This is a genomic window from Enterobacter sp. 01-M-02-SI-ECC (assembly GCF_047530595.1).
GTDB classification, from domain to species: Bacteria; Pseudomonadota; Gammaproteobacteria; order Enterobacterales; family Enterobacteriaceae; genus Enterobacter; species Enterobacter cloacae_M.
The window spans coordinates 108,864-134,870 of record NZ_JBLKCZ010000002.1; the positions used below are offsets into that span (position 1 = coordinate 108,864).

Here is a 26,007-nt window from a genome sequence, read left to right on the forward strand (position 1 = left end):
TGCATGCAACTACTTCTCCTCGTCTGGCGTCAGTATCGCTGGCCCTTCATCGCAGTAATGGCGTTAAGCCTTGCCAGCGCCGCGCTGGGGATTGGCCTGATCGCGTTTATTAACGTGCGGTTGATTGAAATGACCGACACTTCGCTCTCCGTTCTGCCGGAGTTTCTCGGCCTGCTGCTCCTGCTGATGGCGGTTACGCTCGGTTCCCAGCTGGCACTGACCACGCTCGGGCACCATTTCGTTTTCCGTTTGCGCAGTGAGTTTATCAAGCGGATCCTGGACACCCAAATAGAGCGCGTTGAGCAGCTCGGCAGCGCCTCCCTGCTGGCGGGGCTGACCAGCGACGTGCGCGCCATTACCATCGCGTTCGTTCGTCTGCCGGAGCTGGTGCAGGGGATCATTCTGACCTTTGGTTCGGCCGCCTATCTCGCCTGGCTCTCCAGCAAAATGCTGGCGGTGACCGCGCTGTGGATTGTCATTACCATCTGGGGCGGCTTTATGCTGGTGTCGCGCGTCTATAAACACATGGCGGTACTGCGCGAAACCGAAGATAAGCTTTATAACGATTACCAGACGGTGCTGGAAGGGCGCAAAGAGCTCACCCTGAACCGCGAGCGCGCCGAGCATATCTTTAATCATCTCTATATCCCGGACGCGCGCGAATACCGTCATCATATTATTCGCGCCGACACCTTCCACCTGAGCGCGGTGAACTGGTCAAACATCATGATGCTGGGTGCCATTGGCCTGGTATTCTGGATGGCGAATGGCCTGGGCTGGGCCGACACCAACGTAGCGGCAACTTACTCGCTGACGCTGCTGTTTTTACGCACGCCGCTGCTCTCGGCGGTCGGCGCGTTGCCCACCTTACTGAGTGCGCAGGTGGCCTTTAATAAGCTCAAAAAATTCGATCTCGCGCCGTTCAAGGCCGAATTCCCACGCCCGCAGGCCTTCCCGAACTGGCAGACGCTGGAGCTGCGTAACGTCAAGTTCCACTATCAGGACAGCGCTTTCTCCGTGGGACCGGTCAACCTGACGATCCGCCGCGGTGAACTGCTGTTCCTCATCGGCGGTAACGGCAGCGGTAAATCTACGCTGGCGATGTTGCTGACCGGACTCTATCAGCCGCAGTCGGGCGAGATTTTGCTGGACGGCAAGGCGCTAAGCGCTGAGAAGCCCGAGGATTACCGCAAGCTTTTCTCGGCGGTGTTCACCGACGTCTGGCTGTTCGATCGGCTGCTGGGGCCGGAAGGGCAACAGGCCAATCCGGCGCTGGTGGAAAAATGGCTGGCGCAGCTGCAGATGTCGCACAAGCTGGAACTTCAGGACGGTAAAATTCTCAATCTGAAGCTTTCCAAAGGGCAGAAAAAGCGCGTGGCGCTGCTGCTGGCGCTGGCGGAAGAGCGTGACATCATCCTGCTGGACGAGTGGGCTGCGGATCAGGACCCGCATTTCCGCCGCGAGTTTTATCAGGTACTGCTGCCGCTGATGCAGGAGATGGGTAAAACCATTTTCGCCATCAGCCACGACGATCACTACTTCATTCATGCTGACCGCCTGCTGGAGATGCGCGACGGCAAGCTGAGCGAGCTGACCGGTGAAGATCGAGATGCGGCCTCGCGTGACGCGGTAGCGCGTACGGCCTGATGCCCTCACCCTAACCCTCTCCCACAGGGAGAGGGGATAGATCGTGGCCGTAATGCCGCTTTTTTCCCCATCCCGTCCCGTTGTTTATTCTTATTTACATATCCCCGCGCTATGCTTAACCCCAACTCATTTAATGGATTTATTATTGATGTCGGTATTAAAGAAAAACAGCGCCAGACAGCGTGACCAGGAGCGCGCGCGACTCATCTGGCTTCTCACGACCGATAAAGCGGTCACTTCTACGCTTTTAGGCAAACTCACCCTGGCTGAGCAATATGATGTCGGCACCCTGGCCGACGATATTGCTGAGGTAGGTGCGCTGGTTGCTCATTTACCCCCGCCGGATCTGGCGGATACCCTTGAAGCGCTTCCCTCGGAAGAGCGTCACGCCCTGTGGCGTCTGGTGCAGGATCACGAGCGCGGGCAGGTGCTGCTTGAGGCCTCCGAAAACGTCTGGGACGACCTGATCGACGAGATGAGCGATCGGGATATTCTCGACGCGGTGCAAACCCTGGATATCGACGAGCAGATTTACCTCGTTCAGCACCTGCCGCGAAACCTGACCGGCCGCCTGCTGGCGTCACTGCCTGCGGAGGAGCGGGCGCGCGTGCGTCAGGTGATGCACTACGAGAAAAACAGCGTCGGCGCGATCATGGAGTTCGGCGTTATCACGGTGCGCCCGGACGTGACGCTCGGTACCGTGCAGCGCTATCTGCGTCGCCTGGGCAAAATGCCGGACAACACCGATAAACTGTTTGTCACCTCCCGGGATAAAACCCTGCTTGGCGAACTTGAGCTGAAAACCATCCTGCTCAACAGCACCCAGCGGAAGGTGAGCGAGGTGATGGAAAACGAGCCGATGGTCTTCTCCCCGGAAGACGATGCGGAGAAAGCGGCGCGTACCTTCGAGCGTGACGACCTGGTGAGTGCCGCCGTCGTGGATTCCGTCGGCAAACTGATGGGGCGTCTGACCATCGATGAGATCGTTGACGTGGTCTATGAAGAAACCGACAACGACCTGCGCGCGCTCGGCGGGATCAGCGCCGAAGATGATGTCCATGCCTCCGTCGGCAAGGCGGTAAAAACGCGCTGGGCGTGGCTGGCCATTAACCTGTGTACCGCGTTTATCGCCTCCCGGGTGATTGACGGGTTTGAACACACCATTTCTCAGCTGGTGGCGCTGGCCTCGCTGATGCCGATTGTGGCCGGAATCGGCGGCAACACCGGAAACCAGACTATAACCATGATCGTTCGCGCGCTGGCGCTGGAAAACATTCAGCCAGGTAACTTTTCGTGGCTCATTTTTAGAGAGATGGGCGTCGCGCTAATTAACGGCCTGGTGTGGGGCGGGATTATGGGCGGCATCACCTGGTGGCTGTACGACGATATGGCCCTGGGCGGCGTGATGATGCTGGCGATGGTGCTGAACCTGCTGGTAGCGTCGATAATGGGCGTGATTATCCCGCTGACGATGACCAAACTGGGCCGCGACCCCGCGGTCGGGTCGAGCGTGATGATCACCGCCATCACCGATACCGGCGGTTTCTTTATTTTTCTTGGGCTGGCGACGATTTTTCTGCTTTAAGCCGACGCTTAATGCGGGCGGGGAGGAGTGCCATGACGATAATCCCGCCCAGCACGCCAATCGCCAGATTGCCGGTTGATACCGTGGCGGCTACGGTGACCAGCATGACGACCGTTTCTGCAATCGGGGCCGTTTTCACCGTGGCTGGCTGAAGGCTGTGCCAGCTGAAGGTTTTGACGGCAACAATTGCCATAATACCCGCCAGCACCGCCATCGGGATTTTGGCCATCACGTCGCTGAGCGCCGTCACCAGGATCAGCAGCACAATGCCCGCCGCAAAGGTTGAAATGCGGCTTCGACCTTTCCCCATCTCCACGTTGACGATGGTTTGTCCGATCATCGCGCAGCCAGCAATCCCCCCGTAAAATCCGGCCAGGATATTGCCGACGCCTAATCCAATGCTTTCGCGGCGTTTACTGGACGGCGTTGCGGTCAGCTCATCCACCAGCTTTGCCGTCAGCAGGGATTCCAGCAGGCCGACAAACGCGATGCTCAGCGCGCACGGCCAGATAATGCTCAGCGTCTGCACATTGAGCGGGACCAGCAGCTCGGTAAGACCCGGCAAACCGCCGCTCATGGAGCCTTCATCGCCCACGGTCGGCAGGATTTGACCGGTTGAAACGGTGAACAAGGTAAGCACAACAATCGCAATCAGCGGGGAAGGGATGCTTTTGATATAGCGCGGCATCCACAGCACAATCAGCAGCGTCAGGACGAACAGGCCCACAATCAGCGGGCTTCGGCTCCAGAAATGCGGCACCTGAGCGAAGAAGATCAAAATGCCCAGGGCGTTAACAAATCCGGTCATGACCGACTGGGGGATAAAGCGCATCAGTCTTGCCATGCCCAGCATGCCAAACAAAATCTGAATCACGCCCGCCATCAGCACGGCGGGAAGTATGTACTGTACGCCGTGCTGATGCACCATCGGGCCAATGACCAGCGCCACGGAACCGGCCGCTGCCGTGACCATCGCCGGGCGGCCACCCAGTACCGACAGGGTAAGACACAGCACCACGGAGGCGATCAGGCTGACCTTCGGGTCAACGCCCGCCACCACCGAAAATGAGATAACTTCGGGGATCAGCGCCAGGGCGGTAATCACGCCTGCCAGCGTTTCACGCGTCAGCTGCTTTGGGGAACGCAGCACGTTGGCCACGCGGTCTTCGGGGGATACAGCAGAATGGGGTAAGGACATAACAGTTCGCTGGTTAGGGCAGGCTTCCGTGCGCGCGATCACAAAACGCAACATACTAGCCAGTAAAACCGCGCTTTACCAGACGCATCGATAATTCCTCACAAACAATCCATCATTGAATTTCACAATTACAATAATTTCGTAACCTTTAAACAATATTTAAAAGTTGTTACCGTGCCCCCGCAGCTTTTTTCACCTGCAATTTCCACGCATCAAGCACTTTTACACTAAGGCATAAATTATGAAAAAAATGACTGCCATGCTCTTTTCTCTGGCCGTGGGGCTTAACACCGTCTCCATGGCGGCGAAAGCTGACGCACCAAAAGAGCAGGAAACGGACGTCCTTTTAATTGGTGGCGGTATCATGAGCGCCACGCTGGGAACCTATCTGCAAGAACTGCAGCCGGACTGGTCTATGACCATGGTCGAGCGCCTTGATGGCGTGGCGCAGGAGAGTTCGAACGGATGGAATAACGCCGGTACCGGACATTCGGCACTCATGGAACTGAACTATACGCCGCAGAAAAAGGACGGTTCCATTAGTATCGAGAAGGCGGTAGAGATCAACGAAGCATTCCAGGTTTCTCGCCAGTTCTGGTCTCATCAGGTCAACAGCGGCGTGATGCACGACCCGCACTCTTTCATCAACACCGTGCCGCACATGAGCTTTGTGTGGGGAGAGCAGAACGTCAACTTCCTGCGCGCGCGCTACGCCGCTCTGCAGCAGAGCACGCTGTTCCGCGGGATGAAATACTCTGAAGACCACGCGCAGATTAAAGAGTGGGCTCCGCTGGTCATGGAAGGTCGTGACCCGAACCAGAAAGTGGCGGCGACCCGTACCGAAATTGGTACCGACGTTAACTACGGTGAAATTACCCGTCAGCTGGTGACGTCTCTGAAGAAAAAAGAGAACTTCAACCTGCAGCTCAGCACCGAAGTGCGCGGTTTCAAGCGCAACGCGGATAACAGCTGGAGCGTGACCGTTGCTGATCTGAAAAACAACGAAGCCGAGCACGTCATTAAGGCGAAGTTTGTCTTTATCGGTGCGGGCGGCGCGGCGCTGAAGCTGCTGCAGGAGTCCGGTATTCCGGAAGCTGACGACTACGCGGGCTTCCCGGTCGGCGGTCAGTTCCTGGTGTCAGAAAACCCGGAAGTGGTGAACCGTCATCTGGCAAAAGTGTACGGCCAGGCTTCCGTTGGCGCACCGCCGATGTCTGTTCCGCACATCGACACCCGTATGCTTGACGGCAAACGCGTGGTGCTGTTTGGGCCGTTCGCGACCTTCTCCACGAAGTTCCTGAAAAATGGCTCCCTGTGGGATCTGCTCAGCGCCACGACCACCTCTAACGTCAAGCCGATGATGGATGTGGGTCTGGATAACTTCGACCTGGTGAAATACCTGATCAGCCAGGTGATGCTCTCTGACGACGACCGCTTCGAGGCGCTGAAAGAGTACTATCCGCAGGCGAAGAAAGAAGACTGGCGTCTGTGGCAGGCGGGTCAGCGCGTACAGATCATCAAGCGCGATCCGAAAGAGGGTGGCGTGCTGCGTCTGGGTACCGAAGTGGTAAGCGATAAGGATGGCACCATTGCCGCGCTTCTGGGGGCGTCGCCGGGCGCGTCTACCGCTGCGCCAATCATGCTGCACCTGATGGAAAAAGTGTTTAAAGACAAAGTCGCCAGCCCGGAATGGCAGGCAAAGCTGAAAACCATTATTCCATCCTACGGCACGAAGCTGAACGGCAACGTGAGCGCGACGGAGCAGGAGCTGGAATACACCAGCCGCGTACTGCAGCTGCAATACATTAAGCCACAGGCTGCGGATGCTGCGCCAAAAGCGGAGCTGAAGCCTCAGCCGGAAAACAAACCGGTTGCGGATATCGCGCTGTAAGGTAAAAGCAAAACGGTAACATCCGTTACCGTTTTTAGTGTTTTCTCCCTCTCCCGGTGAGAGAGAGTTGGGGTGAGGGCACCAGAGCGCACCCTTTCCGGGTCGGGTAAGGCGAAGCCGCCACCCGACTTATTTTTAACGTACTACGGCTTGTCCGATGTTCTCATCAGCCTTCCAGATGCGATATTTCACTTCTACGTTTTCAGGCGTATAGACCACGATCGGCAGCTTGCTGTTGTAGCGCAGCAGACTGTTGTCACCCAGATACGCCGTTACAAATTTCTTCTCTTTCTTGCCGTCCGGGCAGGCCATCATGGTGGAGACCGGAGAGGTCACTTTGTCAAAGACGTAATAGTCGTAACCCCAGCCTTCCAGGGTTTTGCTTTCCAGCTGACCGCCCAGACGGTGCTGGTTGCAGTCCACTTCCAGCGTCTTACCAATTAACAGTTCCACTTTAAAGTTCGCTTCATCCTGCTGAACCGGCAGCTGAATCACCTGACGCTTCATCCCTTTGTCCGCCTGCGGGTAAGGAGCCACTTTTTCCAGCGGCTGCTCTTTTGGAGTTTCGCTGGCGAAAGCGCTGCTGCTGACGCACGCGGCGGCAATGAGGGCGATGGCAAATTTAGGTGCGTTTTTCATTGTCATTCCTTTATGTCAAAACGATCCTGCGCAGGTTAACATAACAACGATGAATGAACGGTGTTATTTACTTACATTTTCACTATGGGTAGCGTTATACGCTTTTAATTTGCCTGTTTAGTGGTTGTTTATGCTGGTGTGGAGTCAGGTGTCAGTTCGTGTTATTTTAGACCCTGTATATTGTTATTCATCTGTAAAAGGGAAGAGAGATGGTTCGTGCAAAACTGAAAACGCCTGAAGGCCGCAAGTTCCTCCTGGCGCTGCTGGTCGTATTTATGATTGCTGCCGCGTGCGTGGGGCGGGCAACCATTGTTGGCGTTATCGAACAGTACAATATCCCCCTCTCTGCCTGGACAACCAGCATGTATGTCCTGCAGTCGGCGATGATCTTCGTCTACAGCCTGGTGTTCACCGTTCTGCTGGCCATCCCGCTGGGCATTTTCTTCCTGGGCGGACGTGAGAAGCATTAAGCGCTGACTCGCAATAGCTAAGCCATCCTGCCGGATGGCTTTTTTATGGTCTCATCCCACTCTCCTCAGGTTTTTTTAATCCGCGATATCCTATCCTGTAAGCATTCAGGCAACTGTTTTTAAAGCAGGAGCGGTAGATGCGTTCCAGATTTCCAGTGCTCAGCCAGATCCCCAAAGGCGTCTGGGTTGTGGGGGGCGTCAGTATGCTGATGGATATCTCGTCAGAGAGTATTCACAGCCTGCTGCCACTTTTTATGATGACCACCCTCGGTACGAGCGTGCTGTTAATCGGCCTGATTGAAGGGCTGGCGGAGGCCACTGCGCTTTTTATTAAGGTCTTTTCGGGGGCGATCAGCGACTACCTGGGTCAACGTAAGGGGCTGGCCCTGTTAGGGTATGGCCTGGGGGCCCTAAGCAAACCCCTTTTCGCATTAGCGTCCTCTTCCGGGATGGTTTTAGGCGCACGTCTCATGGACCGTACGGGGAAGGGAATACGGGGCGCCCCGCGGGATGCGCTGGTTGCAGACGTCACGCCGCCGGAAATGCGTGGTGCGGCATATGGCCTGCGTCAGTCAATGGATACCACAGGCGCATTTCTTGGCCCATTACTGGCCGTAAGCTTAATGCTGTTGCTGGACAATGATTTTCGCACTGTTTTCTGGATAGCTCTTATCCCCGGTCTGCTTTCAGTTGCCTTGCTCTATTTCGGCCTTCAGGAGCCGAAAACTCCCCTCGAACATAAACGTACTAATCCCATTAAACGAGAGAATTTAAGGCGGCTGGGTAAAGCGTGCTGGTGGGTGATTGGCCTTGGTGCGGTGCTCACGCTTGCCCGGTTTAGCGAGGCTTTTCTCGTCCTTCGTGCGCAGCAGTCGGGCGTTCCTCAGGCCCTTATTCCGCTGGTGATGGTGGTCATGAACGTACTCTATTCCCTTTCGGCTTACCCTTTTGGCAAACTTTCTGATGGCATGAGCCACACCCGACTTCTGCAGTGGGGGCTAATGGTGCTGATTGGCGCAGATGTTGTTCTGGCGCTGAGCAGCCACTGGATGGGAGTCATTTTAGGCGTTGCGCTTTGGGGAATACATATGGGTATGACCCAGGGATTACTGGCGGCAATGATCGCTAAAACCGCACCGCGCGATCTGCGCGGCACGGCTTTCGGTATTTTTAGTCTGGTAAGCGGCGTGGGATTATTAATCGCCAGCGTGGGAGCCGGCGCGATATGGGAAACGTTTGGCGCGGAATATACGTTTTATGCCGGAGCGGTGATTTGTCTGGCTACGCTTGTGTATCTGCGCAAAACGCCGGACGAGGCGAAATAAAAAAACCAGCCATCAGGCTGGTTTTCAGTGTGTTTTTGGTCGGCACGAGAGGATTTGAACCTCCGACCCCCGACACCCCATGACGGTGCGCTACCAGGCTGCGCTACGTGCCGACGCATAAAAAGAATACTACTCGATTCCGTTTTGAATGCAAGGGAATCTGTCGCTAACTGGTTTATTATTAATCAGTTAGCGATGAAGCGCTTCTCATCCGTCAGGACCTGAAGCAGCAGGCTCAGCTGTGGTTTCTGATCTTTCAGCCGTTCACCCTGCAGATTATACGTCTGATAATTCCCGTTGCTGTTCAGCACCAGCGTCAGCTTCGGCGTGGTCACCACCAGCGTATTATTCCCCGCTGCCGTCACCCAGCTGTGGCGGCGCGCGGCGCTGAAGAGATCCTGCCCCTGCGAATACTCGTTTGCTGGCGTGCTGACGTGCAGCAGACGTTGCATCAGGGTTGTCATCACATCTTTATGCTCGGTGAGCATATTAATGCGCTGCGCCGGGGTGCCAGGCCAGTGGATCACCAGAGGAACCTGCAGATTCGGGCGAGACCAGCTCATACTCTTCGTCTCGTCACCTAGCGGGATGCCATGGCCCGCGGTCACGATCACCACGGTATTGTCCAGCTTGCCCGACTCGCGAAGCGCATCAAGCACGCGGCCTATCTGAGCATCAACATCGCCAGCCGCGCGACCGTAGCGGCGCGCAAAGTCACTCTTATTGCTGTCAGCAAGCGTTGTGCCGTTAAAGGCAACCCATGAGAACCAGCGGTTATCTTCCTGGGCGTAACGCTGCAGCCAGTTTATCCATTGGCTGGCGGTCTGCGCGTCGGACTGTTTTTGCGCCGTCGGCAGTGAGAAATCGGACAGCAGCGCCTGGCGGTAGAGCGGGCTGTTAAAGCCATCGGAGGAGAACAACCCTAACTGATAGCCTTGCTGATTCAGCCCGGTGATCAGCGCCGCAGGCGTGCGGGTAGACAGTACGCCGTCCATGTAGCCAGCTGAAATGCCATAGAAGAGGCCAAAGATGCCCGCATCGGCGGTGTTACCGGAGCTCATATGCTGAGTAAACGAGACGTTCTGACTCGCGAAAGCGGCCAGCGCAGGCATCTGCTTCTCGAAACGGGAATAGTTCAGGCCATCGACGGTGATCAGCAGGACGTTTTGTCCGCGCCCCATATCGCGGTAGTTCAGGTCGCTCAGAGGATACTGAACGCTGACGGCTTCCGGGTTACCCTGCTCGATAAGACGGCGCTGGTACTCCTGCGCATCAAGCAGGCCGTGTTTCTCGAGGAAGCGACGGGCCGTCATCGGGTACGAGAGCGGCAGGTTCGCGCGCTGCATGGTAATAGGGCGATAGAAGTTCGCATCCGCCCAGATATACATGATGTGCGAACTGATAAAGGAGACGAAAAAGAGCGCGGCGACGGGCTTCGCATAATGGCGTCGCCGGGTCAGGCTGCGGAGCTTTTGCCAGCTCCAGGTAGCGAACAGCATCTCAATCAACAGGATCACCGGGACGCTGATAAACATCAGCTGCCAGTCACGGGCCGTTTCGTTCTGGTCGGGGTTAATCACCAGTTCCCAGACGATGGGGTTGAGGTGCAGGTGGAAGCGGGTGAACACTTCACTGTCGATAAGCAGCAGCGTCATCCCGACCGTCGCAAGGATGGCGGACAAGAACCTCATCAGACGCTGCGACATGACGATAAACGTCAGGGGGAACAGGATCAGCAGATAGGTGGCGAAAACCAAAAAGCTAAAGTGACCCACAACGCTCATCCAGGAGTAGATACGCCCGGTTAGCGTTGTTGGCCAGTCTGCGACAAACAGATAACGACAGCCAATGACCGTCGCCAGCAGAATGTTGAACAGGGCAAACCAGTGCCCCCAGCTGACCATCTGGGAGACTTTTTCACGGTAGCGCTGACGATTCGTCACCATAAACTGTTGTTCGTATCCCTTAATGGGCCGGGTCGTTGCTGACGGACGACTGTAAAGCCTGGGCGAACGATTTTGCGATCGCCTGACGCTGAGCCGGAGCAACGCTGGTGTTAATCAGGTTGGTGACCATATTTCCCAAAACCATCAGGGAGAGATCGGTCGGCGTTTTATGTTTTTCCAGTACGTTGACCAGCTCACTGAGCAGTTGTTCAACGTGTTCATCACTGTAGCGGGAATGTTGTGGCATAAATCAAAATCAGTTTGTTGATGAAAGGGCAACATATTACCGTAGCAACAGCTTTTTTTCCCCTTTTTTATCTGTTGTTGCACACATGTCCTGGTGGTGGTTGAATACCGCCCGGTCTAAAAGGAGAGTTTATCATGAGTCTGGAAATCAACCAGATTGCCTTGCACCAGCTTATCAAGCGTGATGAGCAAACCCTTGAAGTGGTGCTGCGCGATTCGTTACTGGAACCCACGGCGACCGTGGTGGAGATGATGGCAGAGCTGCATCGCGTCTATAGCGCCAAAAATAAAGCCTATGGCCTGTTCAACGAAGAGAGTGAACTGGCCGATAGTCTGCGCCTGCAGCGTCAGGGCGAAGAGGATTTCCTGGCGTTTAGCCGTGCCGCAACCGGGCGTCTGCGCGACGAACTGGCGAAATATCCGTTCGCCGACGGCGGGATCGTGCTGTTCTGCCACTATCGCTACCTGGCGGTCGAGTATCTGCTGGTTACCGTGCTGAATAACTTAAGCAGCATGCGCGTGAACGAGCAGCTGGATATCAGCTCAACGCATTATCTGGATATCAACCATGCGGATATCGTGGCGCGTATTGATTTGACCGAATGGGAAACCAACCCGGAGTCGACCCGCTACCTGACATTCCTGAAGGGGCGCGTGGGCCGCAAAGTGGCGGATTTCTTTATGGACTTCCTCGGTGCCAGCGAAGGTCTTAACGCCAAGGCGCAGAACAAAGGGCTGCTCCAGGCGGTTGACGATTTCACAGCAGAAGCGCAGCTCGATAAATCTGAGCGCCAGACGGTGCGTCAGCAGGTTTACAGCTACTGCAACGAACAGCTGCAGGCAGGGGAAGAGATTGAGCTGGAGTCGCTGTCAAAAGAGCTGGCGGGCGTCAGCGAAGTCAGCTTCCAGGAATTTACCGCAGAAAAGGGCTATGAGCTTGAAGAGAGCTTCCCGGCGGATCGCAGCACGCTGCGTCAGTTAACCAAGTTTGCCGGCAGCGGCGGTGGGTTAACCATTAACTTTGATGCGATGCTGCTGGGTGAACGTATCTTTTGGGATCCGGCCACCGATACGCTGACCATTAAGGGCACGCCGCCGAATCTGCGCGATCAGCTTCAGCGCCGCACCTCGGGCGGTAAATAGCAGGCACAAAAAACCCCGCAGAAGCGGGGTTTTTTTCGACAGGTTTGCGATTACGCGCGAACGAAGTCGATGTGAGTCAGTTTTGGCTTGAACGCGTGACGCTGAACAGCCTGAACTTTCACTTTTTCTTCTTTACCGCCAACAACGATGGTCAGAACTTCGCTGTAGAATTCAGCTTTGGTCTGCAGGTTCCACAGTTTGTCGTGATCCAGTTCGATTGCAACTGGAGCAGCTTCGCCACCGTAAACGATAGCCGGGAACTTGTTAGCGGTACGCAGGCGGCGGCTCGCACCCTTACCCTGCACGTTACGTACTTCTGCTTCGATAGTAAACATTGATTTCTCTCTGTATTTAAAACCCTACTACAGGCGACCCAGCAGCAGGTGAGTGTTCTGCCTCACGGATGTGAAGCGGGCGGCATTTTATACTCAAATGCCCCTCACATCAATGAAAAGTCCCGCTAACCGCGCAATTCGTTGGCGCGACGGAAGCGACCTTCGTAGTCAAAGAGCTTCTCGCGCACCTGCCAGAACTGGCCTTTCTTACGGGCGACGACAAAATCCGGATGGCGCAATAGCATCTGCTGGCGCACGATATCGGCCACGGTGATCCAGCGCAGGGGCACGCCCGGCGTGCGGGTATGCGGGCGGATAAACAGCTGTTCGAAGGCCATTCGCTGGGCAGGCGTCTGAACCCGGAAGCGCTCGCTGACGTCCGCCCCGTCTTCGTCGTAATAGGTGATTTTCAACCACTCGCCTTTTTCATCGGCGCCGGGCTGCAGCGCCATGCCGGAACAGCGCAGCACCAGGGCATCTTTCAGCTTTAGCGCCGCTTTCAGCATGTCGTCCGGATCAACCAGCACCGCGTCGCATTCCCGGCAGCGGCGGGCGGCAATGTCGTTTTCGGCGTTGCACTGCGGGCAGTTTTTGAACCGGAAGCGGAAATCGCACTGCTCGCGATGCCCGTCATCATCTTCAAACCAGCCCTGACAGCGGCGGCCAAAGTGTTCGATCAGCGTACCGTCGGCGGTGGTTTTTCCCCAGAAGGTGTTGGCAAACCCGCAGGCAGGGCAAAATACCTGCACGGGCACGTTGTCGCTTTTCCCTTTTGGCGCGCCGACCTCAGGCGTATAGAGATCGTGCGGGTTACCGGCATAATCCAGAATCAGGCAGTCGGTTTTTCCCGGGGCCAGACGCAGGCCGCGGCCAACAATCTGCTGATACAGACTGACCGATTCGGTCGGGCGCAAAATGGCGATCAGGTCGACGTGCGGGGCGTCAAAGCCGGTGGTCAATACCGACACGTTTACCAGATAGCGGAACCGCTGGGCTTTAAAGGCGTCAATCAGGCCGTCGCGCTCCGGGCCGGGCGTTTCGCCGGTGATTAACGCCGCGTCGCCGGCGGGCAGTAATCCGGTGATTTCACGCGCGTGCTCAACGGTGGCGGCAAAGATCATTACCCCCTTGCGCGTCGCGGCGAACTCCTCAATCTGGCTGATAATATGCGGCGTAATACGCTTCTGCTTTTTCAGCTCCTGATTGAGATCCGCTTCGCTGAATAAGCCGTTGCTCTGTGCCTGCAAACGGCTGAAATCGTACTGCACCACCGGCATATCCAGCCGTTCAGGCGGCGTCAGGTAGCCATGTTTAATCATGTAGCGCAGCGGAAGTTCGTAAATGCAGTCGCTAAACAGGGCCTTGTCATCACCGCGCACCATGCCGTGATAATGATAGCGATAGATCCAGCCTTTCCCCAGGCGAAACGGGGTCGCCGTCAGGCCCAGCAGGCGCAGGTGAGGATTCACCGCTTTCAGGTGAGCCAGGATTTGCTGGTACTGGCTGTCGTCGTCATCGCTGATGCGGTGACACTCGTCGACGATCAGCAGCGAAAATTCGCTGCGAAACAGGTCCAGATTGCGCGCCACCGACTGCACGCTGCCAAAAACCACTTTGCCGTGGCTCTCTTTGCGCTTCAGCCCGGCGGCGAAAATATCGGCTTCCAGCCCAAGCGCACAATACTTGGCGTGGTTTTGCGCGACGAGCTCTTTAACGTGCGCCAGCACCAGCACGCGACCGCGGGCCAGACGCGCCAGTTCGGCGATGACCAGGCTTTTGCCTGCGCCGGTCGGGAGCACAATCGCCGCCGGCTCGCGATGTTTACGGAACCAGGCGAGGGTGGCGTCAACGGCTTCCTGCTGATAGGGACGAAGTGTAAAAGTCATGGGGTCTCGGTTTCGTTATTCCGCACATAGTATGCCACGAAACTTTTTCCCTTGAGTGGCGCAACCAGACCATTATACTGAACCGTTCCAGACTGCTTCTTTTTTCGGACCTGTTGTCCGACTTCCAGCACCATTAAGGCTAAAAAGATTTCATGCGACTTGATAAGTTTATCGCTCAGCAACTCGGCGTAAGCCGCGCTATTGCCGGGCGTGAAATTCGCGCCAGCCGCGTTACCGTGGATGGCGATATTGTGAGAGACAGCGCGTTCAAACTGCAACCTGACCATCAGGTGGAGTATGACGGCAATCCGCTGACCCAGCAGCACGGTCCGCGCTACTTCATGCTCAATAAGCCGGAAGGCTATGTCTGCTCAACGGACGATCCCGATCATCCGACGGTGCTCTATTTCCTCGACGAGCCGGTGGCGCACAAGCTGCACGCCGCAGGCCGCCTCGACATCGATACCACCGGTCTGGTGCTGATGACCGACGACGGGCAGTGGTCGCATCGCATTACTTCCCCGCGTCACCACTGCGAGAAAACCTATCTGGTCACGCTGGAGTCGCCGGTATCGGATGACACGGCAGAGCAATTCACGAAAGGCGTTCAGCTGCATAATGAAAAAGATCTGACCAAACCCGCCGTGCTTGAGGTGATCGCGCCGACGGAGGTCCGTCTGACCATCAGCGAAGGGCGTTACCATCAGGTGAAACGTATGTTTGCCGCGGTGGGGAACCACGTTGTTGGCCTGCATCGTGAGCGGATTGGTGCGATCGAACTCGATCCCGACCTGGCGCCAGGCGAATATCGCCCGTTAACGGAAGAAGAGATCGCCAGCGTCGGTCTGCCTTCGCACTAATTTCAGGAGAGCTCTGTGACCACCAGGCCACACTCGTCGTTCAAAATCGTCTTCATTCTTGGCCTGCTGGCCATGCTGATGCCGCTGTCTATTGATATGTACCTGCCCGCGCTGCCGGTCATTTCCGCGCAGTTTGGCGTTCCGGCGGGCAGCGCGCAGATGACGCTCAGCACCTATATTCTTGGCTTTGCCCTTGGCCAGCTGTTTTATGGCCCGATGGCGGACAGCCTTGGACGCAAGCCCGTTATTCTGGGCGGGACGCTGGTCTTTGCGGCCGCTGCGGTTGCCTGCGCGCTGGCGCAGACCATCGATCATCTGATTGTCATGCGCTTCTTCCACGGTCTGGCGGCGGCAGCGGCAAGCGTGGTGATTAACGCCCTGATGCGCGATATCTACCCGAAGGAAGAGTTCTCCCGCATGATGTCCTTCGTGATGCTGGTGACGACGATTGCGCCGCTGGTGGCCCCGATGGCCGGTGGTGCGGTGCTGGTGTGGTTTAGCTGGCATGTGATTTTCTGGATCCTGGCCCTGGCCGCGCTGCTGGCCTCCGCGATGATTTTCTTCTTTATTGATGAAACGCTTCCCGTCGAGCGCCGGCAGAAATTCCACATCCGAACCACCATCGGCAACTTTGCCTCGCTGTTTCGCCACAAGCGCGTGCTCAGCTATATGCTGGCAAGCGGGTTCAGCTTCGCCGGAATGTTCTCCTTCCTGAGCGCCGGGCCGTTTGTCTACATCGAACTGAACCACGTTTCGCCGCAGCACTTCGGCTATTACTTTGCGCTTAACATCGTCTTCCTGTTCATCATGACCATCATCAACAGCCGCTTTGTCCGGCGGGTGGGGGCTCTGAACATGTTCCGCGCCGGGCTGTGGATACAGTTTGTGATGGCGATCTGGCTGGTGGTGAGCGCGTTTCTGGGCGTGGGCTTCTGGGCGCTGGTGGTCGGCGTGGCGGCTTTTGTCGGCTGCGTGTCGATGGTGTCATCCAATGCGATGGCGGTGATCCTGGATGAGTTCCCGCACATGGCGGGGACCGCATCATCTCTGGCAGGGACGTTCCGCTTCGGCATCGGCGCTATCGTTGGCGCGTTGCTTTCGATGGCCACCTTTACGACGGCATGGCCCATGCTGTGGGCGATGGCTTTTTGCGCAACCAGCTCGATACTCTTCTATCTTTACGCCAGTCGACCGCGAAAAGCGGCCCACTAAAACACAGAGAAGGCCCGGCAGGGCCTTTTTTGTTGATGCATATCAACCAAACCCCCGTTCGTTTATTCCGTGTTTGTTTATTTTATGTAAAATCTATTTGTGTAAAAAGTCACATCATTGTATTCAAAAAGGTTGAGTTAGATCGCAGAAACGGGTACATATAGCGCCGACGCGAGCCAGGAAACGGATAAAAAAGCGCTGAATAGTGCAGGCTGGCGATGATGTGTTACTATAAATGTAAATAAATTGTGAAGTAAATTTTGCTTCCGGGGAACGAACGTGAATACATTACAACTCTCCATTGTCCATCGCTTGCCCCAGAGCTATCGCTGGTCGACGGGTTTTGCAGGTTCGAAAGTTGAACCGATTCCGCAAAACGTCACGGGCTGTGAAAACTGCCTGGTAGCACTCAAGCTGTTGAGCCCGAGCGACGAAAATGCATGGCGGGTGATGGAGCGTCTCAGTCAGGCCCTGACGGATATCGAAGTGGACAGCTCCGTGCTGGAGTGTGAAGGTGAGCCGTGCCTGTTTGTGAAGAGCCAGGACGAGTTTGCCGCCACCTGCCGTCTGAAGAATTTTGGCGTTGCCATCGCGGAGCCTTTCTCCGGCCAGTACCCGTTCTGACCGCTAGTCTGCCGACAACAGCTGGCGCGTGTAGCGCTGCGTTGGCGCGCTAAATACGCGCTGGCACTCACCCTGCTCGACCACTTCTCCCTGTCGCAACACAATCACCTGATGGCATAGCGCCCGCACCACCTGAAGATCGTGGCTGATAAAGATATAGGCCAGCCTGTGCTTTTCCTGCAGCCCTTTCAGCAGGGCCAGGATCTGCGCCTGAACGGTTCTGTCCAGCGACGACGTCGGTTCATCCAGAATAATCAGCTCCGGCTTCAGGATCAGCGCGCGGGCAATGGCGATACGCTGGCGCTGCCCGCCGGAGAATTCAGCCGGATAGCGGTGGCGCGTCCCGGCATCTAAGCCCACTTCGGCCATCACCCGCATAACTTCCTGCTCTCGCTGCTGAGCGTTCAGGCCGGGTTGATGTACGCGCAGACCCTCTTCGATAATCTGTAACACGCTGAGCCGTGGATTAAGCGAGGAGTTGGGATCCTGAAACACCACCTGCATGCGGGGCCGCACGGGCAGCATCTGGCGGCGGTTCCAGCGGTGCAGCGGCATATCGTCAAAGAGGATCTCGCCCTGCGAGGCAATTAAGCGCAGCAGCGCCAGACCGGTGGTGCTTTTGCCCGAACCGGATTCACCCACCAGCCCCAGAGATTCTCCCGGGCGCAGCGAGAAGCGGATGTGTTTCAGCACCGGATTCTGGTCGACGATGCGTCGCAAAATACCTTTGCGGATCGGGAACGAGACGGACAGATCCTCAACGCGCAGCAGCGGCGTGCTGTCCGCATCGAGAGGAATCGGGTCGCCGGAGGGTTCGCTGTCGAGCAGGCGCTGCGTATAGGGGTGCTGTGGGGCACTCAGCAGCGCGGACGCCGTATTCTGTTCAACACAGCGTCCGTTTTGCATCACCGCGACGCTGTCGGCCAGCTTTCTCACAATGCTCAGGTTGTGCGTTATAAACAGCAGGCTCATGTTCAGCTCGTCACGCAGCTCCCGCAGCAGCGTCAATATTTGCGCCTGTACCGTCACGTCCAGCGCCGTTGTAGGCTCGTCGGCAATCAACAGCTCGGGTCGCGTGAGCAGTGCCATGGCGATCATCACGCGCTGGCGTTCGCCGCCGGAGAGCTGATGCGGAAAATCATTCAGCCGTTTGGGCGCATTGCGTATGCCTGTGCGTTCAAGACAATCCAGAATTTCTCCCCGCGCGGCCTCTTTGCGCATCCCTCGGTGCAGGGAGAGCACTTCATAAAGCTGTTTTTCGAGGCTGTGCAGAGGGTTAAGTGAAACCATCGGCTCCTGGAAGATCATGGCGATTTTGTTGCCGCGAATACCGCGCAGGGTATGTTCGTCGGCATGCAGCAGCGAGCTGCCGTGAAACAGAATATCCCCTTGCGGGTAGCTCACCGGCGGGGACGGCAACAGGCGCAGGATAGAGAGTGCCGAAACGCTCTTGCCTGAACCCGACTCGCCCACCAGGGCCAGCGTTTCACCGGTCTGGATCTTCAGCGACAGGTCGGTGACCACGGTGCGCGTCTCGCCCTGCTTTGAAAAAGCAATCGACAGGTTATCAATACTGAGAAGAGGCTGGGTCATTTTATACCGCCTTGTTCGGATCGAAGGCATCGCGCACGGCTTCGCCAATAAAAATCAGCAGCGACAGCAGCACGGCCACGGAAAGAAAGGCGGCGATGCCTAACCACGGCGCCTGCAGGTTGTTTTTACCCTGCAGCAGCAGTTCGCCGAGCGACGGGGAACCCAGCGGTAGCCCGAAACCAAGAAAATCCAGTGAGGTGAGGGTGGTGATCGAGCTGCACAGAATAAACGGCAGGAAGGTGAGCGTTGCCACTACCGCGTTGGGCAGCATGTGGCGGAAGATAATCCCCCGGTCGCTCACGCCAAGCGCCTGCGCGGCGCGAATGTAGTCGAAATTGCGGGTACGCAGGAACTCCGCGCGCACCACGCCCACCAGCGCCATCCAGCCGAACAGGACGGTGATGCCTAACAGCCACCAGAAGCCGGGCTGCACCACGCTGGAAAGCAGGATGATCAGGAACAGCGTTGGCATGCCTGACCAGACTTCAATCACCCGCTGGCCCCACAGATCAATTTTCCCGCCGTAGTAGCCCTGAACGGCGCCCGCCACGACGCCCATTACGCTGGAGAATATTGTCAGCATCAGCCCAAAGAGAAGCGAGATTCGCGTTCCGTACAGGATGCGCGCCAGCACGTCGCCGCCGTTAGCATCCGTTCCCAGCCAGTTTTGCGCGGAGGGCGGGGAAGGGAACGGCGTCGTGGTGGAAAAGTTAATGCTGTTGGCGCCAAAGCGCACCGGCGCCCAGAGCGCCCAGCCGTGCTGTTCGATCTGCTGGCGAAGCCACGGATCCTGATACTCCGCCGGTGTTGCAAACGGGCCGCCGAAGTCGCTTTCGCTGTAGTTGGCGATAACCGGCACGTACCAGCGGTCGTTAAAATGCACCAGCAACGGCTTGTCGTTGGCGATCAGCTCCGAACACATGCTTAAGGCAAACAGCACGGCAAAAATCCACAGCGACCAGTAGCCGCGGCGGTTGTGGCGAAAGCGGGCCCAGCGGGCCTGGTTGACGGGGCTTAAACGCGACATCAGCGGCCCTCAAAATCGATTCGGGGATCGACCAGCGTATAGCTGATATCACTGATGATATTCAGCAGCAGGCCAATCAGGGTGAAAATATAGAGTGTGCCAAACATCACCGGATAGTCGCGCGACACGGTAGCTTCATAGCCCAGCAGCCCCAGGCCGTTGAGCGAGAACATCACCTCTATCAGCAGCGAGCCGGTAAAAAACATGCCGATGAACGTGGCCGGAAATCCGGCGATCACCAGCAGCATGGCGTTGCGGAACACGTGTTTCCACATGATCTGCTTCTCGCTCACGCCCTTGGCGCGGGCCGTGACGACGTACTGTTTACGAATTTCATCGAGAAAGGCGTTTTTGGTCAACATGGTCAGGGCCGCGAACCCGCCGATGACCGTGGCCAGCACCGGCAGCGTGATATGCCAGAGATAGTCAGTGATTTTCTGATACCACGGCAGGGAGCTGAAATCGGCGGAGACCAGCCCCCGCAGCGGGAAGAGGTCGAAATAACTCCCCCCGGCAAAAAAGACAATCAGCAGGACGGCAAACAGAAACGCCGGGATGGCGTAGCCGATAATGATGAACGTGCTGCTCCAGATATCAAACCGGCTGCCGTTATACACCGCTTTTCGGATCCCGAGCGGTATAGAGACCAGATAGATAATCAGCGTTCCCCACAGCCCCAGCGTTATCGAAACCGGCAGGCTTTGCTTAATCAACGTTAATACTGACGCACTGCGAAACAGGCTGTCGCCAAAATCAAAGCGGATGTAATCCCAGAGCATCTTGAAATAGCGCTCGTGAATCGGTTTGTCAAAGCCGTAGCGGTGGGTGATCTCGGCGATCACCTCCGGATCCAGCCCACGTCCGCCGCGATAATGGCTTTCGCTGATATTCCCTACGCCGGTTCGCGCATGGCTCGCGCCCATCCCCTCACCACCCCCGCCGGGCATGCCGCCGCTGTTGCCAAATTCAATGGCGGCAATCGCCTGATCGACCGGGCCGCCGGGGGCGATTTGCACGATAAAAAAGTTAATCGTGATGATGGCCCACAGGGTGGGGATAATCAGCAGGAGACGACGGAGAAGATAGGCACCCATGATGATTCCTTATCGCCGCTCAGCGGGAAGTCTGGCGGCTTTGTTAACGTCATACCACCAGGTATCAAAGCCCAGGGAGTAGACAGGGCGCACGGCAGGCACGGAGAACTTGTCCCAGCGCGCAAGGCGATCTTCGCCCATATACCACATCGGCAGCATGTAGTAGTTCCAGGTTAAGACCCTGTCGAGGGCGCGTCCGAGAGGCAGGAGCTTTTCTTTATCCCCCTGCGCCGCCACTATTTTGGCAATCAGCGCGTCAATCGCCGGGCTTTTTACCCCCGGCGCATTGTATGAGGAGTCGATGTAGCTGGAGGCCCAGGAGATTTGCAGGTCCGAGCTGGGCCACGGCTGGGCGGGCCACAGGCGCTGCATCATGTCGTAATCACGGCTGCGCATGCGGCTGGTGATCTGCGCGTTATCAACCTGGCGAATGTTCATGGTCACGCCCAGCCGCTCAAGGTTGTGCTTAAACGGCAGTACCCACTGATCGTTGCCCCCGGACGAGAGCAGCAGCTCAAAGCTGAGAGGCTTGCCCGTTTTGGCATCCACACGCTTTTGATTTTTCAGGTGCCAGCCCGCGTCATCCAGCAGTTTGCTGGCTTTCAGCAGATTGTCGCGGTCGTAACCGTCACCGTTCGACGCGGGCGGCTGAAACACGGTGGTGAACACCTGCGGCGGCAGCTCCGCTTTCAGCGGCGCCAGCAGAGCCAGCTCGTCGGCTTTCGGGTAATCGCGCGCGGCATATTCGGTGTTCTGGAAATAGCTGTTGGCGCGGCTGTAAGCCCCGTAAAACAGCGCTTTGTTCATCCACTCAAAATCAAAGGCCAGGGAAATGGCTTCGCGCACCCGGCGGTCATTAAATACCGGACGCTGAATATTAAACGCCAGCCAGCGGGTGTCCTGGGCAGACTCATTTTTGTGCTCGTCTTTGACGATATAGCCTTTTGCGAAATTTTTGCCGATATAGCGGGTCGCCCAGTTTTTGGCGCTGCTTTCTACGCGTAAATCGAAGGCACCGGCTTTGAACGCTTCAAACGCCACGTTATCGTCGAGGTAGTAATCATAGCGAAGGGTGTCGAAATTCCAGCGCCCGCGGTTTACCGGCAGGTCTGCTGCCCAGTAGTCTTTCACGCGAGAGTAAACGACATATTGCCCCATTCGCCAGTCGGTGATTCGGTATGGGCCGCCTGCCAGCGGCGGCGTGGAAAGCGGGTCGCTTAGCTTATGATTTTTCCAGAACGATTCCGGCATCACCGGCAGCGAGAACAGGCTGAGCATGTTCTCTTTGTTCGGTTCGCTCAGTTCGATGCGCACGGTGAGCGGCGCGATGGCTCTGACGGAGGCCCCTTTATACACGATGCGGAACTGGGGGACGCCTTCGGTCATGAATTTATGGAAGGTGAACGCCACGTCGCTGGCCTTCACCGGCGTACCGTCGTGAAAACGTGCTCGCGGATTCAGCGAGATTTCCGCCCAGGCGAAGTTATCGGCGTAACGCACGTTGTCGGCAATCAGAGGATAATAGCTGCCGGGCTCATCATCCGACGTGACGAAGAGCGTATCGTAAAGCGATTCCGTTCGCGCGGCCGCCACGCCGCGCAGGGCGAAGCGGTTGAAGTTGTCGAATGTTCCCGTGGCGGAAAGCGTGACCTTTCCGCCCTTCGGCGCGGCAGGGTTAACGTAATCGAAGTGCATAAAATTGACCGCATATTTCGGCTCGCCAATCACCGCGAAGGCGATATTTTCTTTGATGGCTTGCGCCTGGCTGGACAGGCTCGTTAGTGCCAACATCAGCAACATGAAGCGCATAAGCATCTCGCGGCGGCTCCCTCTTTTACAGTCCGACTCGGTTAAGCTGAATAATAAGTGACGTCACGGGCAATGTGAAATTAATCACCCCCGGGCGAAATATCAGGCCGCCATTCGCGGAACTGCGCCAGCGGCATCGGGCGGCTAATCCAGTATCCCTGCAGGAAATTAACGCCGTGTTCGCGTAGCCAGGCGGCCTGTTCCGGCGTTTCCACCCCTTCAGCGACGGTCGACATATTCAGTCGTCTTGCCAGCGTCAGGACGGCATCCAGCACCGGCGACGTCACGGTCTCAGTGCCAATTGCATTAACAAAGCCGCGGTCGATCTTGAGATAGTCCATGGTGAAATGCTCAAGATAAATCAGCGCGCTGTGGCCGGTGCCAAAATCATCAATGGCTATCTCAAACCCTTCGTTGTGTAGCCATTCGAAGAGGCTGTTGGCTTCCCGATGATTGAGCATGTCGCGTTCGGTAATTTCCAGCACGATCTGGAAGTAATCCTGCGGCAGTAGCGCTTTGAAGGTGCGCATATCGTCTTTGAAGCTTTCTGCATGCAGATGCCCCGGCGCAATGTTGATGCCCACCTTTGCTCCCGGAGGTAACAGCGTTTGTAACACGGGCGCATCGTGAATGATAAGGTCAAAGAGATGCAGCGTCAGCGGGACAATCAGCTTCTGCGCTTCGGCAAAGTTGATAAACGCGTCCGGCGGAATTTCCCCCATCGTCGGGTGTTTCCAGCGCATCAGCACTTCAAGCCCGGTCATCTGGAGCGATTTAGCATCGACGACGGGCTGATAAACCACATAAAACTGACCGCGCTTAATGGCGCTTAAAATCTCTTTACCCGGGTTGAGGCGAATGCTGAGGATATAGTAATTGAGCGATCCGGCACAAATGCCGCATACCAGCCCGAAGAACAGGGCATAGAGAATTTCATCGCTGGTCCATGCGTCCGCATACAGGTTTATGGTCAGGGGGACGTCTTTCAGCGTCGCGGTTCGGGTCGGCGTTTCGTGCAGATCTTGCGCGTTGACCAGCGTGCCGGACTGCGTTGACAGCGCGTGATCGCCAATGATGATGGCGATGCCGGCAAATTCGTCCTGGCGAGCGGTGTAGAGCAGGTAAGGCGTCAGATTGAGATTCACCGAGGTGAACACGCCGCCGTCCTTCACCAGCGGATTACGGTACCAGATGGCAATCGCGGGCTTGTTGGGCAACATGGGGGTGCCAGGAAGCAACGCCATATCAATCTGTTTGTCGATGTGCAGCTCGGGTATCAGCTCCTCCATCGGGGAATTCATCGGCCCCGTGGCAGAAGAGCAGAACGCCATTTTGTCTCTGACCAGCAGGAATGCGCGAACGTTAACGCTAAAGGCAGCGCGCGAGGTAAGTTCCTGATTGACGTCGTGACAGCTCTTTAACGTGAGCGGCTGGAGCACATCGATAGAATTTTTTAACTCATCGAAATAGCTCTTCATATAGATGCTCACATCGTGGATCAGGGTGTCGAATTTGACTTCCCGCTTGTGGTAGCTCCAGAAAAATTGCAACGAACCCAGGAGCAGGGCGGCGATCAGGCCTGTGATGATGCTGAGGATCAGTATTTTGCGATTGCTGGAGAAATAGCGGGTGAACATAGACGTCGTGATTCCTGAAATGCCGCTGGATGTATTCAGTGTAACGGGCAAAAAAAAACACTGCCGAAGCAGTGCTTTTTTTCATCATATCGCCAGCCAAGGGATAACCAACGATACAATAGTCATATTAACTGCGGGTCAGTACGCGGCGTGCTTCGTTGTAGCGCTTCTTCCAGTACGGTTCATTCATGCTGGAAATGGTCACACCGCTACTGGTGGAGGCATGTACAAACTGGTCATTACCAATGTAGATGCCAACATGTCGACCTGTAGAACCGGCACGGAACAGGACTAAATCACCGGTGCGCAGTTTAGTACGTGAAATCGACTTGCCCATCTCCTGCTGCTCATAGGTTGAACGCGGAAGATCTAACCCAAATTGCTCACGGAACGTACGCTGTACAAAACCGGAACAATCAATACCTGTTTTTGTGCTGCCGCCAAGACGATAGCGCACGCCTTTCCAGTCAGCATACTGGTCCATAATGCGGGACTTCACGTCCAGATTACGTACCATATTTTCAAATTCATCCTGAGAGGCTTGCAGTGACGAGGAATCTTCCATTCCCACAACACGCGTCTCAGGATGCATATTCTTTGCGGTGTTAGATGTACTACATGCAGACAACAGTACCGCGACTGCTATCGCCGGGATCCCCCGTAAGATATATCTCAGAAACGGTTGAGATTTGACCATTTTGTTTATTATCCCTTGAAGTCCTTAACGACAAATATCGTTATAAAAATGCCAAACGTGACGAGACTAATTATCTGTTCACATTGAGACAATTCTTTCTGGTCACATTTGTGGCTCAGCGCACAAAATTATTCGCCATTGAAATAATTATCTCTATGGGGCAAAACGAGTTCGAGATTAACCGATTGCCTGGGGTAATGCGAGTAAAAAAAGCCTTTTTTTTATAAGAAAATGTGATACAGAAAGTAAAAACATGGAAATGCTCAAAATACCGGCAGATCCGCCGCGTAATCGCGTAATTGATTCATTTTTATCATGAATATGATGACGAGAATATGACAGTGGGGAAAGATCGCGGCGAGAACGCTATCAGGGATCATGTCGATCCCTGATAGCTCACGTTAATTTAGGTTAGTTATTTGTTTAATTATTGTTGCGCCCTGCCGGGAAGATAGCGATCGAACAGCGCTATTATCCTGTCGCTCAGTGGGGTCATTAAACACCACGGCAGCGCAATCAGCGCCACGGAGAGCGAACCGACGGCAATATCGGTAAACCAGTGAGCGCCAATCATTACGCGCGGGAAGGCAAAAACCACAAAAATAATCAGGGCTATGGCAAAGGCTTTTCTGCCAAAATAGCGAAGCATAATGGCGGAAAAAATAAACAGCATCATACCGTGATCGCCGGGGAAACTGTCCTTCGACGCATCTTTTGTTGGAATATGCAGCAGTTCGCTGACGCGATAAATATCGGTGAAGAATAGCGTTGGGCTTGAGCGCTTAACCGGAATAATCGCGGTTGCCAGCTGGTTAATGGCGACGGCAAACAGCAGCATTACCAGACCGATAATGAGAATACGCCGACGCCCGGCTTTATCCTCTTTCAGCCAGAAAGAGAGCATCAGGCAGCCCATGGCCAGCAGCGAGAAGCCGTCGAAGGCGCGATTGTTGGTAATTGCCACCAGCCACAGGAACGCGTTGCTCTTCACCAGCTCCTGGTTAAAGAAGTGAAAAATGGCAGAATCCAGCGGGAACCAGAAACCATGATCCGCCGGGATATACCAGGAGAAGAAAAGCGCCAGACCGGCGACATTAAGCAGTAATATCAGGGGAAATCGAGTTGTCATAACGTTCTGCATAG

At 55.9% G+C, this 26,007-nt stretch carries 22 protein-coding genes and 1 tRNA gene; 9 read left to right on the top strand and 14 right to left on the bottom strand.

Translation table 11 applies throughout. The features are described from left to right. The first annotated feature begins 3 nt into the window (after positions 1-3). Positions 4-1,647, top strand: a complete 1,644-nt coding sequence (locus ACMWLG_RS03700) for a multidrug ABC transporter permease/ATP-binding protein (RefSeq protein WP_045403230.1) — start codon at positions 4-6, stop codon at positions 1,645-1,647. 148 nt (positions 1,648-1,795) lie between these two features. Next, positions 1,796-3,232 (top strand): magnesium transporter, encoded by a 1,437-nt coding sequence (gene mgtE, locus ACMWLG_RS03705; RefSeq protein WP_023312503.1) that lies wholly within the window; start codon positions 1,796-1,798, stop codon positions 3,230-3,232. Here mgtE and ACMWLG_RS03710 read toward each other — a convergent pair. Beyond that, the gene (locus ACMWLG_RS03710) at positions 3,195-4,484 is read right to left on the bottom strand and encodes a SulP family inorganic anion transporter (protein WP_047064438.1); all 1,290 of its coding nucleotides are present in this window, start codon (positions 4,482-4,484) and stop codon (positions 3,195-3,197) included. The two genes, mgtE and ACMWLG_RS03710, sit on opposite strands and share 38 nt — an antisense overlap. Positions 4,485-4,671: 187 nt before the next feature. On the opposite strand from ACMWLG_RS03710, the gene mqo reads away from it, so the two are divergent. After that, positions 4,672-6,321 (top strand): malate dehydrogenase (quinone), encoded by a 1,650-nt coding sequence (gene mqo, locus ACMWLG_RS03715; RefSeq protein WP_029740950.1) that lies wholly within the window; start codon positions 4,672-4,674, stop codon positions 6,319-6,321. Positions 6,322-6,456: 135 nt separating this feature from the next. On the opposite strand, the gene eco is transcribed toward mqo, so the two are convergent. Then, positions 6,457-6,960 carry a serine protease inhibitor ecotin gene (eco, locus tag ACMWLG_RS03720; RefSeq protein WP_045402768.1) on the bottom strand — a complete coding sequence of 168 codons (504 nt, stop codon included), beginning with the start codon at positions 6,958-6,960 and terminating at the stop codon, positions 6,457-6,459. Between the two features lie 209 nt (positions 6,961-7,169). Between eco and ACMWLG_RS03725 the strand changes: the two genes are divergently transcribed. Both ACMWLG_RS03725 and ACMWLG_RS03730 read left to right on the top strand, forming a co-directional pair. Further along, positions 7,170-7,430, top strand: coding sequence for a DUF2534 family protein (locus ACMWLG_RS03725; RefSeq protein WP_008500962.1), 261 nt, complete (start codon positions 7,170-7,172; stop codon positions 7,428-7,430). A 137-nt stretch (positions 7,431-7,567) separates the two neighbouring features. After that, complete coding sequence (locus tag ACMWLG_RS03730; protein WP_045402772.1) at positions 7,568-8,755, top strand: MFS transporter; 1,188 nt, start codon at positions 7,568-7,570, stop codon at positions 8,753-8,755. A gap of 36 nt (positions 8,756-8,791) precedes the next feature. On the opposite strand, the gene ACMWLG_RS03735 is transcribed toward ACMWLG_RS03730, so the two are convergent. The 3 genes from ACMWLG_RS03735 to ACMWLG_RS03745 all read right to left on the bottom strand — a co-directional run bounded on the left by ACMWLG_RS03735 (position 8,792) and on the right by ACMWLG_RS03745 (position 10,948). Beyond that, a tRNA-Pro gene (locus ACMWLG_RS03735) sits at positions 8,792-8,868 on the bottom strand. Positions 8,869-8,940: 72 nt separating this feature from the next. Continuing rightward, positions 8,941-10,701, bottom strand: a complete 1,761-nt coding sequence (gene yejM, locus ACMWLG_RS03740) for an LPS biosynthesis-modulating metalloenzyme YejM (protein WP_045402776.1) — start codon at positions 10,699-10,701, stop codon at positions 8,941-8,943. 19 nt (positions 10,702-10,720) lie between these two features. Continuing rightward, a complete protein-coding gene (locus tag ACMWLG_RS03745; protein WP_008500958.1) occupies positions 10,721-10,948 on the bottom strand; it encodes a YejL family protein in 228 nt (75 codons plus the stop codon). Positions 10,949-11,082: 134 nt separating this feature from the next. Here ACMWLG_RS03745 and yejK point away from each other — a divergent pair, with 134 nt between their 5' ends. Further along, positions 11,083-12,090 (top strand): nucleoid-associated protein YejK, encoded by a 1,008-nt coding sequence (gene yejK / locus ACMWLG_RS03750; RefSeq protein WP_021241524.1) that lies wholly within the window; start codon positions 11,083-11,085, stop codon positions 12,088-12,090. Positions 12,091-12,140: 50 nt separating this feature from the next. Here yejK and rplY read toward each other — a convergent pair whose 3' ends face one another. Together rplY and ACMWLG_RS03760 are read right to left on the bottom strand one after the other, a co-directional pair. After that, on the bottom strand, positions 12,141-12,425 hold the full coding sequence (gene rplY / locus ACMWLG_RS03755) for a 50S ribosomal protein L25 (RefSeq protein ID WP_008500956.1): 285 nt from the start codon (positions 12,423-12,425) through the stop codon (positions 12,141-12,143). Positions 12,426-12,550: 125 nt separating this feature from the next. Beyond that, positions 12,551-14,311: a DEAD/DEAH box helicase gene (locus tag ACMWLG_RS03760; RefSeq protein WP_045402780.1), complete on the bottom strand. Its 1,761-nt coding sequence runs from the start codon at positions 14,309-14,311 to the stop codon at positions 12,551-12,553. A gap of 152 nt (positions 14,312-14,463) precedes the next feature. Between ACMWLG_RS03760 and rsuA the strand changes: the two genes are divergently transcribed. From rsuA to ACMWLG_RS03775, 3 genes are all read left to right on the top strand, one after another. Next, the gene (gene rsuA, locus ACMWLG_RS03765) at positions 14,464-15,171 is read left to right on the top strand and encodes a 16S rRNA pseudouridine(516) synthase RsuA (RefSeq protein WP_045354252.1); all 708 of its coding nucleotides are present in this window, start codon (positions 14,464-14,466) and stop codon (positions 15,169-15,171) included. A 15-nt stretch (positions 15,172-15,186) separates the two neighbouring features. Next, positions 15,187-16,383: a Bcr/CflA family multidrug efflux MFS transporter gene (locus tag ACMWLG_RS03770; RefSeq protein ID WP_045402783.1), complete on the top strand. Its 1,197-nt coding sequence runs from the start codon at positions 15,187-15,189 to the stop codon at positions 16,381-16,383. Between the two features lie 279 nt (positions 16,384-16,662). Next, positions 16,663-17,007, top strand: coding sequence for a YejG family protein (locus ACMWLG_RS03775; protein WP_023312494.1), 345 nt, complete (start codon positions 16,663-16,665; stop codon positions 17,005-17,007). A 3-nt stretch (positions 17,008-17,010) separates the two neighbouring features. Here ACMWLG_RS03775 and yejF read toward each other — a convergent pair whose 3' ends face one another. The 7 genes from yejF to ACMWLG_RS03810 form a co-directional block, all read right to left on the bottom strand. After that, positions 17,011-18,600: a microcin C ABC transporter ATP-binding protein YejF gene (gene yejF / locus ACMWLG_RS03780; protein WP_045402795.1), complete on the bottom strand. Its 1,590-nt coding sequence runs from the start codon at positions 18,598-18,600 to the stop codon at positions 17,011-17,013. A 1-nt stretch (position 18,601) separates the two neighbouring features. After that, positions 18,602-19,627, bottom strand: coding sequence for an ABC transporter permease (locus ACMWLG_RS03785; RefSeq protein ID WP_045402798.1), 1,026 nt, complete (start codon positions 19,625-19,627; stop codon positions 18,602-18,604). Continuing rightward, on the bottom strand, positions 19,627-20,721 hold the full coding sequence (locus ACMWLG_RS03790; RefSeq protein ID WP_045402802.1) for a microcin C ABC transporter permease YejB: 1,095 nt from the start codon (positions 20,719-20,721) through the stop codon (positions 19,627-19,629). The genes ACMWLG_RS03785 and ACMWLG_RS03790 overlap by 1 nt, the downstream gene beginning before the upstream one ends. A 9-nt stretch (positions 20,722-20,730) precedes the next feature. Further along, complete coding sequence (locus tag ACMWLG_RS03795) at positions 20,731-22,536, bottom strand: extracellular solute-binding protein (protein WP_045402811.1); 1,806 nt, start codon at positions 22,534-22,536, stop codon at positions 20,731-20,733. A gap of 74 nt (positions 22,537-22,610) precedes the next feature. After that, complete coding sequence (locus ACMWLG_RS03800; RefSeq protein WP_045402813.1) at positions 22,611-24,167, bottom strand: cyclic di-GMP phosphodiesterase; 1,557 nt, start codon at positions 24,165-24,167, stop codon at positions 22,611-22,613. Between the two features lie 127 nt (positions 24,168-24,294). Further along, positions 24,295-24,864 (bottom strand): bifunctional murein DD-endopeptidase/murein LD-carboxypeptidase, encoded by a 570-nt coding sequence (gene mepS, locus ACMWLG_RS03805; RefSeq protein ID WP_008500946.1) that lies wholly within the window; start codon positions 24,862-24,864, stop codon positions 24,295-24,297. A gap of 427 nt (positions 24,865-25,291) precedes the next feature. Continuing rightward, positions 25,292-25,993, bottom strand: a complete 702-nt coding sequence (locus ACMWLG_RS03810; RefSeq protein ID WP_171863411.1) for a phosphatase PAP2 family protein — start codon at positions 25,991-25,993, stop codon at positions 25,292-25,294. Positions 25,994-26,007: the final 14 nt, after the last annotated feature.